The organism is Rhizobium sp. BK650, from assembly GCF_014195325.1.
Taxonomy (GTDB): domain Bacteria; phylum Pseudomonadota; class Alphaproteobacteria; order Rhizobiales; family Rhizobiaceae; genus Rhizobium.
On record NZ_JACIBK010000001.1, the window covers coordinates 404,077 to 419,309 of the forward strand.

The 15,233-nt window shown below is 58.8% G+C and carries 11 protein-coding genes; 2 read left to right on the forward strand and 9 right to left on the reverse strand.

Annotation, left to right across the window (positions count from 1 at the left end; translation table 11 throughout):
• Nucleotides 1-80 precede the first annotated feature (80 nt).
• The 3 genes from FHX15_RS01955 to FHX15_RS01965 all read right to left on the reverse strand — a co-directional run bounded on the left by FHX15_RS01955 (nucleotide 81) and on the right by FHX15_RS01965 (nucleotide 3,984).
• Nucleotides 81-803: a substrate-binding periplasmic protein gene (locus FHX15_RS01955; protein ID WP_184393194.1), complete on the reverse strand. Its 723-nt coding sequence runs from the start codon at nucleotides 801-803 to the stop codon at nucleotides 81-83.
• A gap of 26 nt (nucleotides 804-829) precedes the next feature.
• A complete protein-coding gene (locus FHX15_RS01960) occupies nucleotides 830-3,187 on the reverse strand; it encodes an EAL domain-containing protein (protein WP_184393196.1) in 2,358 nt (785 codons plus the stop codon).
• Between the two features lie 185 nt (nucleotides 3,188-3,372).
• The gene (locus tag FHX15_RS01965; RefSeq protein WP_184393197.1) at nucleotides 3,373-3,984 is read right to left on the reverse strand and encodes a 50S ribosomal protein L25/general stress protein Ctc; all 612 of its coding nucleotides are present in this window, start codon (nucleotides 3,982-3,984) and stop codon (nucleotides 3,373-3,375) included.
• A 393-nt stretch (nucleotides 3,985-4,377) separates the two neighbouring features.
• Here FHX15_RS01965 and FHX15_RS01970 point away from each other — a divergent pair, with 393 nt between their 5' ends.
• Together FHX15_RS01970 and FHX15_RS01975 are read left to right on the forward strand one after the other, a co-directional pair.
• Nucleotides 4,378-7,167, forward strand: coding sequence for an EAL domain-containing protein (locus FHX15_RS01970; protein ID WP_184393199.1), 2,790 nt, complete (start codon nucleotides 4,378-4,380; stop codon nucleotides 7,165-7,167).
• 135 nt (nucleotides 7,168-7,302) lie between these two features.
• Complete coding sequence (locus FHX15_RS01975; RefSeq protein WP_184393201.1) at nucleotides 7,303-8,838, forward strand: hypothetical protein; 1,536 nt, start codon at nucleotides 7,303-7,305, stop codon at nucleotides 8,836-8,838.
• A gap of 245 nt (nucleotides 8,839-9,083) precedes the next feature.
• Here FHX15_RS01975 and FHX15_RS01980 read toward each other — a convergent pair whose 3' ends face one another.
• From FHX15_RS01980 to lgt, 6 genes are all read right to left on the reverse strand, one after another.
• A complete protein-coding gene (locus FHX15_RS01980) occupies nucleotides 9,084-10,016 on the reverse strand; it encodes a ribose-phosphate pyrophosphokinase (RefSeq protein WP_184393203.1) in 933 nt (310 codons plus the stop codon).
• A 105-nt stretch (nucleotides 10,017-10,121) separates the two neighbouring features.
• On the reverse strand, nucleotides 10,122-10,973 hold the full coding sequence (locus FHX15_RS01985) for a hypothetical protein (RefSeq protein ID WP_184393205.1): 852 nt from the start codon (nucleotides 10,971-10,973) through the stop codon (nucleotides 10,122-10,124).
• A 102-nt stretch (nucleotides 10,974-11,075) separates the two neighbouring features.
• Nucleotides 11,076-12,227, reverse strand: a complete 1,152-nt coding sequence (locus FHX15_RS01990; protein WP_184393207.1) for a Xaa-Pro peptidase family protein — start codon at nucleotides 12,225-12,227, stop codon at nucleotides 11,076-11,078.
• 5 nt (nucleotides 12,228-12,232) lie between these two features.
• Entirely contained in the window at nucleotides 12,233-13,027 is a 795-nt protein-coding gene (pgeF, locus tag FHX15_RS01995) for a peptidoglycan editing factor PgeF (protein ID WP_184393209.1), read from the reverse strand.
• Between the two features lie 102 nt (nucleotides 13,028-13,129).
• Complete coding sequence (locus tag FHX15_RS02000; RefSeq protein ID WP_184393210.1) at nucleotides 13,130-14,230, reverse strand: class I SAM-dependent methyltransferase; 1,101 nt, start codon at nucleotides 14,228-14,230, stop codon at nucleotides 13,130-13,132.
• 18 nt (nucleotides 14,231-14,248) lie between these two features.
• Nucleotides 14,249-15,100, reverse strand: coding sequence for a prolipoprotein diacylglyceryl transferase (gene lgt, locus FHX15_RS02005; RefSeq protein WP_184393212.1), 852 nt, complete (start codon nucleotides 15,098-15,100; stop codon nucleotides 14,249-14,251).
• Nucleotides 15,101-15,233: the final 133 nt, after the last annotated feature.

Sequence of the window (15,233 nt, forward strand, 5' to 3'; positions counted from 1 at the left end):
GGCCTGTCTTCCTTACAAGAGCTGTCGCCGTTCACGACAGCGAAACAGCAGCAAAGTCAAGTGGGAAAGGCAAGCGACAGTCAGTTCAGGAGACGCAGGCCGTATTTCAGGAAGATCTGCTTCTGCTCGCCGCTGGCGATCAGCTTGTCGAGCGAGGCCTGCATGCGAGTCAGAAGGTCGTCGGGAAAGTTCTTCTCGCAGGCAATGCCCATCGGTTGAGAGGAGAGAACGGTCACCATTTCCAGCGGCTGGTCGGTCTTCAGCTTGTCGAAGTAGAGTTCGGAGATCGGCATCATGTCGATGCGGCCGCCGAGCAGCTTGCGCAGTGTCGCGTTGAAATCGCTGGCGAGATCGAGTTTGGTGAAGCCCTTCTCCTTCAGTATCACTTCGGTGTAATCGTCGCGTTGCGTGCCGATCACGTATTTCTTTGCGTCTTCGAGATTTGCGGCCGAGACGCCAGATCCCTTGCGGGTGATCAGGATGTTGCGATCAACGAGCAGCGGCTCGACCCATTTGAAAAGGGGGGCGCGGGAGGCATTATGTGCGGTTGCGAAAACGCAGGTCATCGGCGTTGAGCGGGCCAGGCTAAAGGCTCGCGCCCAAGGCATCACGTCGAGCGTATAACCGACACCGATATCAGCCATGACCTTCTCGACCTGTTCGACGGTCGCACCCTTGATCACCTTTCCCTCGCGGTAGTTGAAGGGGGCGTATTCCTCCGTCACGAAGGCTATCGTCTGGGCAGAGGCCGACGCGGCTAAGCAGGGCAGGGTAAGAAGAGCAAGAAGCAGCAGCTTTTTCATCGCGATACCTCTCATATCTCGTCAGTTCATGAAGCGCGCGCCACGTTCGGCAGGGAACTGCTCAGTTCCTCGATCAGCTTGGTGGCATTCTGCGGACGGTGGAACAGATAGCCCTGACCATAGTCGAGGCCCATCTGATGCAGCGTTCCGCATTCCTCCTCCGTTTCGATGCCTTCGGCAATGACGGTACAGTTCATCTTATGCGACAGCGTGGTGATGCCTTCGATCAGCATGCGGCTCTTCTGGCGCACGTCATCGTCCGCATCATTGATGGCGCGGGTGAAGGACTGGTCGATCTTGATGATATCGACGGGGAAGCGGTTGAGATAGCTCAGCGACGAATAGCCCGTACCGAAATCATCAAGCGCAATGCGGCAGCCGAAACGACGCAATTCGGCCACGACCATGCGGATTTGCGGGTTGTCGTGCATCAGCACGGCTTCCGTAATCTCGACGACGATACGATCCGGCAGGATGCCGTGGCGGCCCAGTATGGCTGCAAGGCGGGCAGCGAGCGCCGGCTCGAACTGAAGCGGCGAGAAATTGATTGCAAGATAGGTATCCTGCATGCCCGGCAGGCGGGAAATCTTTGCCAGATTGGCGACTGCCTTTTCCATGATGACATTGCCGACGCGGACAATCTTGGCGGTTTCTTCGGCGACGCTGATGATCTCGGCCGGCGGCATGAGGCCCTTTTGCGGGTGGTTGAGACGCATCAGCGCCTCGAAACCGGCAATGCCGCGGCCGTTTAGCTTGACGATCGGCTGAAGATAGGCCTCGAACCAGTCGTCGGCGAGACCAGCTTCGATATGAGCTTCGATCTCAGCGCGGCGACGAGCATGATCAAGCATGCCGTTGTCGAAGATCTGAGCTCCATTCTTGCCGTCGCGTTTCTTGGCGTACATGGCCATGTCGGACTTCTGCAGCAGTTCGGCGGCGGTCGTGGCATGGCGAGGGTAGATGGCGATACCGATGGAGGCGCTGAGATGCATGTCCGGCCCGAAGGGCTTCTCGAAGATCGAAGCGATCTGGTCGGAAAGGGCGCTGGCGCGCTTTTCGGCATTCTTCGCCGGCAGAAGGATGGCGAATTCATCGCCACCGAGGCGGGCAGCTTCGTCGGAGGGCGCAAGCAGGGTCTTTAGACGCTCAACGAGTTCGATGAGGGCTGCATCGCCTGCGGCATGGCCCATATTGTCATTGATCCATTTGAATCGGTCGAGATCGACGAAGAGACAGGCGAGTTCCTGATCGGCGGCATCGGCGGCTGCAATCTTGCTATCGAGTACAGCCTCGAAACCCTGGCGGTTCAGGAGGCCTGTCAGATGGTCGGTGATAGCTTGGCGATGGTTGCGATCTTCCGAAGCCTTGAGTTCTGTCACATCGGTCATGACGGAAAGCGACTGCCCTTCCTGTCCCTGGGTCGTCAACGCTGTTTCCATGATGAGGGCATCCATGATGCGGCCGTCCATGCAGACGAACTTGACGGTCACGTCGCCGGTGCCGTTCTCGCGCTGGCTCTTGCGCTTGATGAACTTGTCACGGGTGAACGGCGTGACGAGATCGGAGAAATTCCGGCCGATCACGGTGGAACGGTGATAGCCGGTCGCAAGCAGCCAGTAATCGCTGACAGCGGTGATGCGGTCTTCTTCGTCGAGGGAGAAGAGCATCGCGGGGGTCAGATTGTAGATGTCGGTGGTGCGGCGATGCGCGAGCTTCAGCTCGGTTTCCTCGTTCTCGAGCTTCGTCTGCATTTCGTTGAAGCTTTGGGCAAGGCGGCCCATCTCGTCGTTCGACTGCCAATCGACATGGTGGCGGGAGCCGAGTTGGCGGGTCGCTTCGATCGCGGCCGTCAGACGCATCAGAGGCTTGATGACGAAGATGCGGTTGCCGATGAGCGCGGTCGCAAAAACGGCCAGCACCGCGAAAATGAAGATCGAGATGAAAACGACTTCTTCCTGCTTCAAGCCGGAAAACAGGCCGAGTGCCGGATAGAAGACGGAGATGCTGCCGAGGTTCTTGGGGCCGTCGACGGTGTTGTAGATGATGGCGCGGGAAACCTGCACCAGTTTGCCGTTGAAAGACTTCGGAATGGTGGACTGGCTGACGTCGAGCTCACCGGACTGGTCGCGTACTTCCACCCTTACGATGGCTCCCTGCGAAACGACCGTCGCGCTGATCTGGGTTACGCTGTCGGCATCGAGATCCCAAAGCGGCTTGGCCAGCGCCTGGGCATTCGCAACAAGAAGAACGGAAATATGGTCACGTATTTCCTTGTCGGCTCGCTCGGAAGAAAGGAAAAGAAAAAGAACAAACAGGGGAGCTACAAAAATAAGCAGCGCGCCGCAAACAATTGAAAAAAATCTGTTCTCAACGGAATTATTCATGGTTCCGTTTGCTCCACGGGGGTCGGAATATTCTGCGGTTACTCAGCGGGGCGGAAACTTCGCAACAGCGGGAGCATGCTTCCATGAATGTGTTAAATGTTGCTGAAATGGGCCTTTTCGGGCAAAGAAAAGCCCGCTCTCCTCACGGAAAGCGGGCCTTATGCTTTACAAATTGATAGAAGCGATCAGGCTTCTGCTTCGCCTTCGGCGGCAGCTTCGTCGACGCCGGCAGCCGGAGCAATAATCGTCGCGATGGTGAAGTCGCGATCGGCGATGACAGGCGTGACACCCTTCGGCAGCGTGACTTCCGAAATGTGAATGCTGTCGCCGATCTTGTGGCCAGAGAGGTCGACCGTGAAGAATTCCGGGATCGCGTTAGCCGGGCAGTGAACTTCGACTTCGTGACGAACGATGTTCAGGACGCCGCCGACCTTGAGGCCCGGGGACTTTTCTTCATTGATGAAGTGGACCGGGATTTCAACGGTAACCTGGGTGTTGCCGGATACGCGCAGGAAATCGACGTGCATCGTGAAGTCGCGGACTGGGTCGAGTTGGTAGTCCTTCGGCAGAACCTGATACTTCTTGCCGTCGACGTCGATGGTCGCAACGGTGGTCATGAAGCCACCGGCATGAATCCGCTTCGTCACCTCATTGGTGTTGATAGCGATAGAAATCGGGGCCTGCTTGTCACCATAGATGACAGCGGGAATAAAGCCGTTGCGGCGGAGTTCACGGGCGGACCCCTTACCAACCCGTTCGCGCGCCTCGGCCTTGAGCTCGTAAGTTTCGTGGCTCATGGCTAGTCCTTTCGAGGTTATTTGGAGAGCCCGCGACCGGCTAAAGGCCTTATGTCGTCGGACCGGAGGCGGGCAGTGCCCATCCTCATCCGCGTTGCCTCCAAGGGTGTCTACGCGGACGCGTGGCCTATAATATAAGTGTCATGTAAACGCAAGCGGCCCGGGGAGGCCTCCGATCGATCCTGCCTAACCGACAGGATAGCCGTCATATTCGGCTGAATGCAATCCACGGTATTTTGTGACGTCTTTTAAAAACCGCCGATAAGCCTTCGTTGTTCGGGCGTTAATCACAAAGTCGAACGCGAGGGTTCCCCTTTACCTGCAAGAGTGCCGGATTATTCGTTCTTTAACGCGGCCACACCGAATGTCAGCCGCTAAAGTATGGATTTTCTGATGTTTGCGATCGTATCTTGCCTGACATATCAACACGACTTGACGCTGGTTCTGGTTGCTGCGGCGCTATGTCTCGTGTCCAATCTCGGAACGATCCTGTTCCTGAGAAGCGCTGGCAGGTCAAAAGGCGCGCCGCGCTGGATCTGGCTCTCCGTCGCCGGGGCGGCCGGCGGCTTCGGCATCTGGGCAACGCATTTCGTCGCCATGCTTGCCTATGATCCGGGCATCGTCGTCGGTTATGATCGCGACCTGACGCTTATTTCGCTCGGGGCGGCCTTTGCCTCTACCTTTATAGCCGGCCTTGCTGCCGTGTCGCTAACCGGGTCTCAGGCCAGTATCGCCGCGGGCCTGGTTTTCGGTGTCGGCGTTGCAGCCATGCATTTCATCGGCATGGCCGGTCTGCAGGTTCCTGGCGCAGTCGTTTGGGATCGGCAACTCGTTATCGCTGCGCTAATCATATCGGTTGCCATGGCGACCTGGGGATTTACCCTTACAAAGAACTGGAAAGGTTCGAGCTGGAGTATTCTCGCTGCAGCTTCAGCGCTGTCGCTAGGCATCGTCCTGATGCATTTCACTGCAATGGGCGCGCTCTCGTTTATCGAAGGGGGTGGGCACCCCATCGAGCCTCAGGCGCTCTCGAAGCCGTTCCTGCTGGCGACTATTCTCGCCGTGTCGATCTCCATGCTCGCCTCGGGTATTTCGGCATCGATCATCGCGTTCAGGGCCGCCAAGCAGGCGAGCGCAAGCGAAACCAAGTTTGAGCTGCTCGTGCAGGGCGTTACGGATTACGCAATCTATATGCTTGATCCATCAGGCGTCGTGACGAACTGGAATGCAGGCGCCGAGCGCGCGAAGGGCTACACTGCAGCCGAAATTATAGGCGAGAATTTCGCGCGGTTTTACTCTGCCGAAGACCGACAGAAGGGCCTTCCAAAACTGGCGCTCGAAACCGCGCTGGCCAACGGCAGATTTGAGGCCGAGGGGCTGCGTTTTCGCAAGGACGAGTCCTCGTTCTGGGCCCATGTCGTCATCCAGCCCGTGTATGACGATAGCCGTCACCTCATCGGATACGTGAAGATTACCCGCGATATCACGCAGGCAAAGATCGACGGGGACCGCATCAAAGAAGTATCGAGGAACCTCGATCTCGCGCTGGAGAACATGAGCCAGGGTATCTCGATGTTTGACCGCAACGAGCGGCTGATCCTCGCAAATGCCAGGTACAGCCAGCTCTTCGGGTTCCCTGAGAGTTTCATTCGTCCAGGTCTTGCGTATTCGGAGATCGTTCGCAGTGGCTATCAGATTGCTTTTGGCGACGATGACGCGGCAGACGCAAGGGCGACCGATCACTATCGCCGGCATATGGCGACTATGCGTTCAGGTCAGAAGACCCTTGTGCATCAGACCGCGAAAGGCCGCTCAATTCTCGCGACATTCAGTGTTTTGGCGGATGGCGGCTGGGTCACGACATTCGAAGACATTACCGAGCGGCTGGCGCGCGAAGAGAAAATCGCGTTCATGGCCAAGCACGATGCTTTGACCGGTCTGCCGAACCGTCCCACTTTCAATGATTATCTGTCGCATCAGCTGACAATCGCCAAAAGGCTGTCCAGCAAGGTTGCGGTCATTGGCATCGATCTGGATAAATTTAAAGAAATCAATGACCAGATGGGCCATGTCGCAGGCGATTTTGTGTTGAGCACCTTGGCCGCACGATTGAACGGCATTCTGCGTGACGAGGAGCTCGTCGCTCGGCTGGGAGGAGATGAGTTCGCAGCTGTGAAGCGTTTCAATGACAGGGGAGAGCTGGACGACTTCATTGCGCGGCTGGAAGTCACGCTCACGGAGAGGATGGATTTCGAGGAACATCAGATCGTCCCTGGTGCAAGCGTCGGAGTTGCACTTTACCCTGAAGCCGGCGAGAAGGCGGAAACGCTTCTCGCCAATGCCGATCTCGCTATGTATCGCGCAAAGCATGAAGTCGAGCGCAACGTCTGCTTCTACGAAGAATCCATGGACGAAGCGTGGCGGGATCGGAGAAAGCTCGCTCGCGACCTCTGGGCCGCGATCGAGCGCGACCAGATGTACCTTCACTATCAGATTCAGAAGTCAGTGGCGACAGGTAGAACGACCGGCTACGAAGTGCTGCTCAGATGGAACCACCCCGAACGCGGAAACATCTCGCCTGTCGATTTTATTCCGATCGCCGAGGAGTGCGGTGCGATCGTGCCCATCGGCGAGTGGGTACTTCGCGAGGCCTGCAGGGAAGCTGTCAGCTGGAATGATAATATCAAGATCGCCGTCAATATTTCACCCATCCAGATCGCTCACGCCAATATCGCCGAGCTGGTACGCTCCGTCCTTAAGGAGACCGGCTTGCCCGCCTCGCGGCTCGAACTTGAAATTACCGAGTCATCCATCATCGTCGACAAGAGCAAGGCGCTGGCTGCAATGCGCGCATTGAAACAACAGGGCGTTGCGATCGCGATCGACGATTTTGGAACAGGCTATTCGTCGCTCGAGACCCTTCGCTCGTTCCCCTTCGACAAGATCAAGCTTGATCGTAGCTTCATGAACGAAGTCGAGACCAGCCAGGAAGCAAAGGCGGTCATTCGGTCCATTCTGGCGCTGGGACGCGGACTGTCGATTCCCGTGCTTGCCGAGGGCGTCGAAACGCTGAGCCAGCTTGAATTGCTGACATCCGAAGGCTGCGACGAGGCCCAGGGATATTATTTCGGTCGACCGGCACGAATGGAACAGCAATCGGCTGCCCTCAATACCGCGGCGTGACGTGGAGCGAGAGGCGCGCGTGCGGCTCTCCCCTGCCGTGATCCCAAAATAAGCATTTGTCCGAACGTGCCGGGTTGACTTCCGAAGATATCCGATCTTCCTATGCCGCATTCAAAGCGGCTGAGGAGAGTGCGAATGCGTCTGAAACTTGTCACGACAACGAGCCTTGTTGCCTTATCGCTGTTCGGGGCAGCGAAAGCGGCTGAGGTCAATCAGGATGGAGCAAACAAGCTTCGCGACAGTCTGACGAAGGTGTTGCCTGACGATTTCGCAAAAAGCGGCTTTTTAACCGTCAATCCGGCGGGCAACCGCTACGAGGTCATTTATGACTTTGCCAAGCTGCTGAGCAAGCTGAACCCGACCGGAGTCGTGGTGAATGGCCTGGCACCGTGGTCGGTTTTCGCCACGCCGCTTGATAGCGGTCTGTGGAATCTCGAGGGCAATAACAACCTCAACATCTCCGGCAACTTCAAGGGACCAGACGACAAGAAGACGGAGTTTACCTATTCCATCGCCTCAATGGTCTATAACGCCGTCTTCGATCCGGCGATCGCCTATCTGCGTTCCGGCGATTTCAAAGCCAGCGACATCCGCCTCACGTCAAAGTCGGATATCGACCAGGTCGAGGCCAGTTTCGCCGGCATGAACTACAGGCTCGATTCGACCGATAGCGCCAGCGGCAGCGGTCGCCTCGATTTCAAGGCGAGCGGTTCGCTCTCCGCACTGTCTGAAACGGTAACCAGTCCACAGACGCCGCCGGTCACCATCAAGGCAGATTCGATCGATTTCAACGCCGGCGTCGCAAGCCTGCCGGCAAAGGAAATCCGGAATATCGTCTTCTTCATCCTGGATCATGTGGATGAGAAAGAATTGAGCAAGGAGGACGGAGACAAGCTGAAGTTGATCCTCAAGGCATCCTTCCCGCTGTTCTCTTCAGTCAACGAAACGATTACGGCGAACAATCTGACGATAGCCACAGCCGCGGGAAGTGGCGGCGCAAAGTCTTTCGGCTATAATTTCTCCATCGACGGACCGAGCGACACCGTCCGGTTTGCCTTCGGCATGAATGCCCAAGACGTCATGCTCGACAGCCCTGTGGTGCCCGCGGCCTATCATGGTTTCCTCCCAAAGAGTCTCGACATGCAGTTTGCCGTTCCCGACATGAATTTCGCTGCTTTCAGCGATGAATTCATGAAGGTTGACCTCTCGTCCGGCGCTAATTCCGAGGAAAGCGGCAAGCAGGCTGTTGAAAAGCTTTTCCCGGATGGTGTCGTCGTCGTGAATCTGCCGAAGTTCACCGCTGTCGCCGACCTCTATGACATCGACGTGACCGGAAGGCTGCAGGGGCGCATCGATACCCAGAAAGACTATTCGGTAGAGGCTTCGGTCCTGGCGCGAGATCTCGACAAGTCGATCGCTGCGGTTCAGGAGCTTGCCAAGAGCGATCCCAATCTTCAGCAGGTTTCGTTCGGCATGATGATGGCCAAGGGTTTTGCCAAGACCGATCCTGATGGCCGCTCGCGTTGGGATATCAGCGTTGCCGCGGACGGCTCGGTGGCGATCAACGGTCAACAGATCAAGGGACCGGATGCCGACGACCCGGAACAGAATGATGATCAGGGGCAGGAGCCGGATCAGGGTCAGGATCAAGCCCCGTCGCAGCAGCCCTAAGTCTTCTCACTGCTATCAGCGATTACCGAAGCCGGCCTCGTGCCGGCTTTTGTTTTCGGTTGACAGTTTTGACCAGTCGATTTCGGCGACCCGGCTGCCTGGCATTGTCGACTCTAAGGCCTTCACGATGGAATTATCGTTTCCAAAATGGCTCACCGAATGCCGGTGGTGAGTCACTGCCGAACACTACGGATCAGCGTTGAGCATTGAAGAATTATTGCTTCAATCGGCAGAGCCAGCTCTCTTTAGTCGAAGAGGCTGGACACGGACTCTTCCTGAGCCGTGCGGCTGATGGCTTCGCCAATTAGCGGCGCCGTTGTCACGACACGGATATTGTGAGCCGAAAGCACCGCTGTCGTGGGCTGAATCGAGTCGGTGATGACGAGTTCGCGCAGCTTCGAAGAGGTGACGCGAGTGACAGCGCCGCCGGAGAGGACGCCGTGGGTGATATAGGCTGTAACGCTGGAGGCGCCCTTGGCGAGCATCGCGTCAGCTGCATTGCAGAGCGTGCCGCCGGAATCGACGATATCGTCGATTAGCAGGCAGTCCTTGCCGGTGACATCGCCGATGATGTTCATTACTTCGGATTCACCTGGTCGCTCGCGACGCTTGTCGACGATTGCCAAAAGACAGTCCAGCCGCTTGGCGAGCGCACGGGCGCGAACGACGCCGCCTACGTCGGGCGACACGACCATGACGTTGCTGAGATCATAGTGGCTTTTGATGTCGCGCGTCAGCACGGGCAGGGCGAAGAGGTTGTCTGTAGGTATATCGAAGAAGCCCTGGATCTGACCGGCGTGGAGATCGAGCGTCATGACGCGGTCGGCGCCGGCTTCGGTGATCAGATTTGCGACGAGCTTGGCAGAGATCGGCGTGCGGCCGGAAGCGCGCCGGTCTTGGCGGGCATAGCCGAAGTAGGGGAGGACGGCGGTGATGCGACGGGCCGAGGAACGACGCATCGCGTCGATCATGATCAGCAGTTCCATCAGATGGTCATTGGCAGGAAAGGAGGTCGGCTGCACGAGGAAGACATCCTCGCCGCGCACATTTTCCTGGATTTCCACGAAGATTTCCTGGTCGGCAAACCTTCGGACGCTGGCTTTCCCTAAGGGAACATTGAGATAGTTGCAGATCGCTTCGGCGAGTTGCCGGTTCGAATTGCCTGCGAAAACCTTCATCTTGGTCCGCCTGTTATGCGCTGATAGCCGCGCTTTTTAGCCAGCTTCCCGGTGAATGCAAGGGCTAAGGCGTCACATACTTTTATATTTATAAAAAGCTTGTGACTAACCGCCCTGGCTTTGCCGCCAGGATGTAAACTCCGAAATCGTCTTGGAGGCGATCTGCTGCATCACGGAAGCAGGCACGCCAGCCCAGGGATCTGTCGCTGCCGTCGGCACGCTTTCCTGTCCCTGGATGCGATGCAATCGGGCGCCGGCATTGTCGAGCACATCCCAGACATAGACTACGGTAACTTTGCCCTCGTCGCTGAAAGCGGAGAGATAGCCCTTCAGAATGTAATCGCTGCTGGTGTCGTTGGAGCTCTTGATAGCGAGACCGTGTGCGCGGGCTTCTGCGCCGAGCTGACGCGACAGCGGGGTGACGGCCTGGACAGGTGCGCCGATGATCGGCAGGAAGCGGACGGTATTGCCGCGGGTCGAAGTCGACGAAGAGATAGAAGGATCGAGCGCTGCCGTCTGCGTCGGCTGTTGCTGCGGGACGGTTGGTTGCCCGGCTGCCGAGGAGAGAGGCGGCAGGGACTGGCCCTCGATCGGGCCGGAGGCGGCAGGTGAAGAGCCGTCGCGGGCAAGCGCGTCGGCCTGGGCTTGCATCGTCGTCGGCGGAGCGCCGGTGCCGGGTCGGTAGGCCTGTGCAGAATAGTTCGGCTGGGTCGGGCTCGCTTGCTGGCTATAGCTCGGCGTATAGCCTTTCCCGCGGGGGGCGGCTGGAAAGGTCGGCTGCGGCTCTCCGGCTATGCGTTCCGCCTCGCTTTGCGTCACCGGGGTGGACGAGCGTTGAACCATCGAGGAATCGCCGATCTCCATCGGCGGCGTCAGGTTCAGAGCATCGGTCGTATTGCAGGCAGAAAGCAAGACGAGGCAGAGCAGAAGCGTGGGCGCAGTCGCAACTCGCGTCATCCCCGGTTCGTCCTTCCCACATTCGCATCAGCCCCGTGCGAATTTATGCGGGCGGGGGGACCTGTCTGTCAATTCCGGATTCTTGCCGGTGATTGCAGAGGCTTAGACGCCGATGAAATCCAGAGGATGGCGCGAAAGCGCTCGTGGCGCTTCACCTGTGGTCAGATAGGTCTGGCCGAGGGTCATGGCCGTGCCGGTATCAGAATCGGCAATAATCATGTGCACGAAGAGCGACATGTTCGGCTCGATCGGCTGCGGGTTGCCGGCGTGGAACATTTGGTGCTCCATCCAGGAGGGTGAGAACCGCGCACCGAGCGAATAGCCGCAGGCATTGAGGCGATGGCGGGCAAGGCCGCGTTCGTCCATGATCCTGGCATGCATGTCAAAGACATCGCCGAATGTGTGGCCGGGCCTCAACACGGTTTCGATCGACTGGATCGTCTCAAGGCACGCGTTATAGAGTTCCCGGTGGCGGTGCGTCGCCTCGCCTATGACGATCGTGCGCATCATGGCGGCATGATAATGCGCATAGGCGCCGGCCCATTCGAGCGTCAGCTGATCATTGGCGTCGAGCTTGCGGCGGCCGGCCTTGTAGCGGCAGAGCAGGGCGTCTGCAGCCGAGCCTATGATGAATTCGTTGGCTGGGTAGTCGCCGCCGCCAGCGAGGATGGCGCCCTGCATGGCGGCGAGGATATCGGCTTCATCGGCACCAGGTTTTGTCAATCGCATCGCTGCGTCCAGCGCATCGTCTGCCAGTACGGCGGCACGCTCGACATAAGCAATCTCGGTCGGACTCTTGATGAGACGCAGGTTGCTGACGATGTAGGAGGCGTCGCTGATCTGGCCGAATGTCGTCAGCTGCGCGTCGAGCAGCCGAGCGACCCGGCCGGTCATGCCATGGGTGTCGTATTCGACGCCGATGCGGGCGCCGAGCAGGTCCATTTCGACGAGGAGGTTCTTGAGGTCCATCGTCGGGTCGGCGTTGACGCGGTCCACCCAAACGTGGATGTCCTCGATAACGGAGGTATGCCGGGCCTGACGCAAGTCGGCCGAGCGGGTCAGCAGAGCCATGGTGCCATCAGACTTGACGACCAGTGTTTGGAAGAAGCAGTAGCCAAACGTGTCGTAGCCAGTCAGCCAGTACATGCTCTCCTGTGCGAAAAGCAGCAGTGCGTCGAGCTTTTCTTCCTTCATCTTGTCCGTCAGGCGGGCAAGCCGGCTTGCGAATTCAGCCCGTTCGAAATGAAGTGCCATGCTTCTCACATCTCCCTGATGCTGATCGCCGAAATCTGGCGGCCGTAGTCCGGCTCCTTTTTATGTGTGGTCCGGCGATAGGAAAAAAAGCGCTCGCTATCGGGATAAGTGCAGAGGCCGAGGCTTTCGGCGTGCACGCCCGCTTTTTTCAGCCGCTCAACGGTCAGGCCCGGCAGGTCGAACATGGCGTGGCCCGGGATCGGGGAGGGGATGAAGTAACGTTCGTAGGCCGGATCATGAGCGAGGAAGCGTTCGACGAATTCAGGGCCGACCTCATAATTTGCCTGGCTGATCGAGGGGCCGAGGCAGGCGACGATGTCCTTTCTGGCGGCGCCAAGAGCCTCCATGGCATCGATAGTGTTTTCAAGCACGCCGGTCAGTGCGCCCTTCCAGCCGGCATGAGCTGCGCCGATGACCAGGTTTTTCGGGTCGGCAAAGAGGATCGGCCCGCAATCGGCAGCCAACACGCCGAGCGCGATGCCGGGCGTTGCCGTGACCAGCGCGTCCGCCTGCGGTCTGGAACCATCATAGTCAGGCCCAACAGTGACAACGTCGGGAGAGTGAACCTGATGGACGGTCGCAAGCCGTTCGACAGGCAGATCGAACCAGGCGGCAACGCGCCTGCGGTTTTCCTGCACATTGTCGCGCTCGTCATTCGAACCAAGGCCGACATTGAGGCCGCGATAGATACCTTCGGACACTCCGCCCGCGCGGGTAAAATAGCCGTGGCGGATTGCGCCGCCTACAGCTTCGTTCAGCAGCGCGCTTTCGATCGGTGCTGGGGAGGCAGCGTCTGTCATCTGATTTCCGGTTATGGGAGAGGGATCGATTCATCCTGGCCGGCTCTCGTCCGGCGAAGCATTTTAAGTTGCCGGGGATGTTGGCCACCGAGGCGCTGTCTGTCAATCCACTGGACGGAAGGGCATCAAGTCGACCGGCGGATAGGAGACGGCGAGCGCCTTGAAAAGCTCGCCCATCCGGCCTTCGCCCGCGCCTGCGAGCCGATCGACGGCGCCCTGAATAATCTGCTGCGTGCGGGGCTCCCGACCGCGGCCGAGCGCAGCGGCACGCTCCAGAATGCCGAGGCCGGTCAGGAAGTCGCCCTGATGCAGCGCACCATTGATGTGGACGTCGGCCGAGGCCGCCGTTTCCGCAAGCTGCTGGAAATCAACATGGCTCGTCAGGTCCGCTTCGCCCGGATGGGCAAGCGGTGGGTCGAATTCGTGCATGCGCACGGCCTGCAGCGTGTCCCCAAACCCGGTAATGAGGTGTCCGTAGTCGATTGCGAGCGCGGTGCCGCTGAAAGCTCGCAGCCTTTCGCAGATGGCCCTCATGACTGCCTGGCGCGCGGGCGAGATCTCGAACAGCGTGCCAACCGGCGCGTTCTGTGCGGGCTCAGGCAGCAGTGCCGGATCGATGCCGGCGACACCAGCTGCAAACATCAATTCACCATCGGCACCGAGACCGACCATGCGCTCGCGAAAGCCGGTCGGCGTGCGAACGAACTGGCGGATCGGGATCGCATCGAAGAGTTCGTTGGCGACGATCAGCGTAAAGCCGGGCGGTACTTCGTCGAAGCCCGCATGCCAGCTGATCTTGCCTTCATGCGGCTCGAGTGTCTGGCTCTGAACATCGCGCAGGCGTTCGCTGGTTTCGACGAGATGAACAGTCATATTATCGAAGAGCGGCGGGGCGATGCGCGAAATCACCCGCAGCATGTCCGCCATCATCGTGCCGCGGCCGGGACCGATTTCAACGAGGCGAACGCCGGCCGGTGTCCCATGGCGTTGCCAGGCGTGGACGACGAAGACGCCGATCATCTCGCCGAAGAGCTGGCTGACTTCAGGCGCAGTGACGAAATCGCCCGAACGGCCGAATGGTTCGCGGGTGCGGTAGTAGCCGTGTTCGGGATCGGCGAGGCAGAGCGAGAAATAGTCGGTAACGCTGATCGGCCCGTTTGCCTGAATGATCGTCTTGATCTTTTCGCCTAAAGGGGTGGTCATGGCGGTCGTCCGGTCGCTTCAGTGCTGCAGGGCAGCGGCCTGACGGCGGGCGCGGAAGATTGCCCAAAGGCCGAGCAGGATCATCGGGAAGGACAGGACCATGCCCATCGTCAGCCAGCCGGTGCCGAGGAGATAGCCAAGCTGCGCATCCGGCTCGCGGAAGAATTCCACGAAAATGCGCGATAGTGCGTAACCGCAGACGAAGACGCCGGTAATGAGGCCGGGGCTTTTCAGCGCCTTGATACCGTAGACGAGGGCGGCAAGGACGAGCAAGAGGACGATGCCTTCGAGGCCGGCTTCGTAGAGTTGGCTCGGGTGGCGGGCGAAGGGGCCGCCAGTCGGGAAGACGAATGCCCAGGGCACATCCGTCAGGCGGCCCCAGAGCTCACCGTTGACGAAATTGGCGATGCGGCCAAAGAACAGGCCGCAGGGCACGACCGTCGCGACGATGTCGAAAAGGCTCCAGATCGGAATGCGGTTGCGGCGGGCAAAAAGGATCATGGCGATCGTCGTGCCGGTCAGGCCGCCGTGGAAGGACATGCCGCCATTCCAGATCTGTACGGCGCGGATCGGGTTTTCGATGATGGCGCCGAGATCGTAAAAGAGGATGTAGCCGATGCGGCCGCCGAGTACGATGCCAAGGGCGGCCCAGACGATGAAATCGTCCAGCTGTGCTCTCGTGATGGGCGAGGTATTGTTCGGCCAGAGCGCATCGTTTGCAGCGATGCGGCGTGCATAGGCCCAGCCCAGCAGGATGCCGGCGACATAAGCCAGGCCGTACCAGTGAATCGCCAACGGGCCGATCGAAAAAGCGATCGGATCGATATTAGGGAAAGGCATTATAGCAAGAAGATCAGCAGCTATCGGCAAGGTTTTCCTACCCGTTGAGATGCGCGGAACATGGCTCCGTGATCTCCGACGGTCAAGTGCATTGTTCATTACGGCCCTAGGGTGAGAGCTTATCCCGTGCAAAGCGCTTGCATCCTCAACGGCGAAGCCCTAC

What these genes read in the sequence shown, in the direction of transcription:
- FHX15_RS01955 (WP_184393194.1), bottom strand. Translation starts at nt 803, where the DNA reads ATGAAAAAGCTGCTGCTTCTTGCTCTTCTTACCCTGCCCTGCTTAGCC.
- FHX15_RS01960 (WP_184393196.1), bottom strand. Translation starts at nt 3,187, where the DNA reads ATGAATAATTCCGTTGAGAACAGATTTTTTTCAATTGTTTGCGGCGCG.
- FHX15_RS01965 (WP_184393197.1), bottom strand. Translation starts at nt 3,984, where the DNA reads ATGAGCCACGAAACTTACGAGCTCAAGGCCGAGGCGCGCGAACGGGTT.
- FHX15_RS01970 (WP_184393199.1), top strand. Translation starts at nt 4,378, where the DNA reads ATGTTTGCGATCGTATCTTGCCTGACATATCAACACGACTTGACGCTG.
- FHX15_RS01975 (WP_184393201.1), top strand. Translation starts at nt 7,303, where the DNA reads ATGCGTCTGAAACTTGTCACGACAACGAGCCTTGTTGCCTTATCGCTG.
- FHX15_RS01980 (WP_184393203.1), bottom strand. Translation starts at nt 10,016, where the DNA reads ATGAAGGTTTTCGCAGGCAATTCGAACCGGCAACTCGCCGAAGCGATC.
- FHX15_RS01985 (WP_184393205.1), bottom strand. Translation starts at nt 10,973, where the DNA reads ATGACGCGAGTTGCGACTGCGCCCACGCTTCTGCTCTGCCTCGTCTTG.
- FHX15_RS01990 (WP_184393207.1), bottom strand. Translation starts at nt 12,227, where the DNA reads ATGGCACTTCATTTCGAACGGGCTGAATTCGCAAGCCGGCTTGCCCGC.
- pgeF (WP_184393209.1), bottom strand. Translation starts at nt 13,027, where the DNA reads ATGACAGACGCTGCCTCCCCAGCACCGATCGAAAGCGCGCTGCTGAAC.
- FHX15_RS02000 (WP_184393210.1), bottom strand. Translation starts at nt 14,230, where the DNA reads ATGACCACCCCTTTAGGCGAAAAGATCAAGACGATCATTCAGGCAAAC.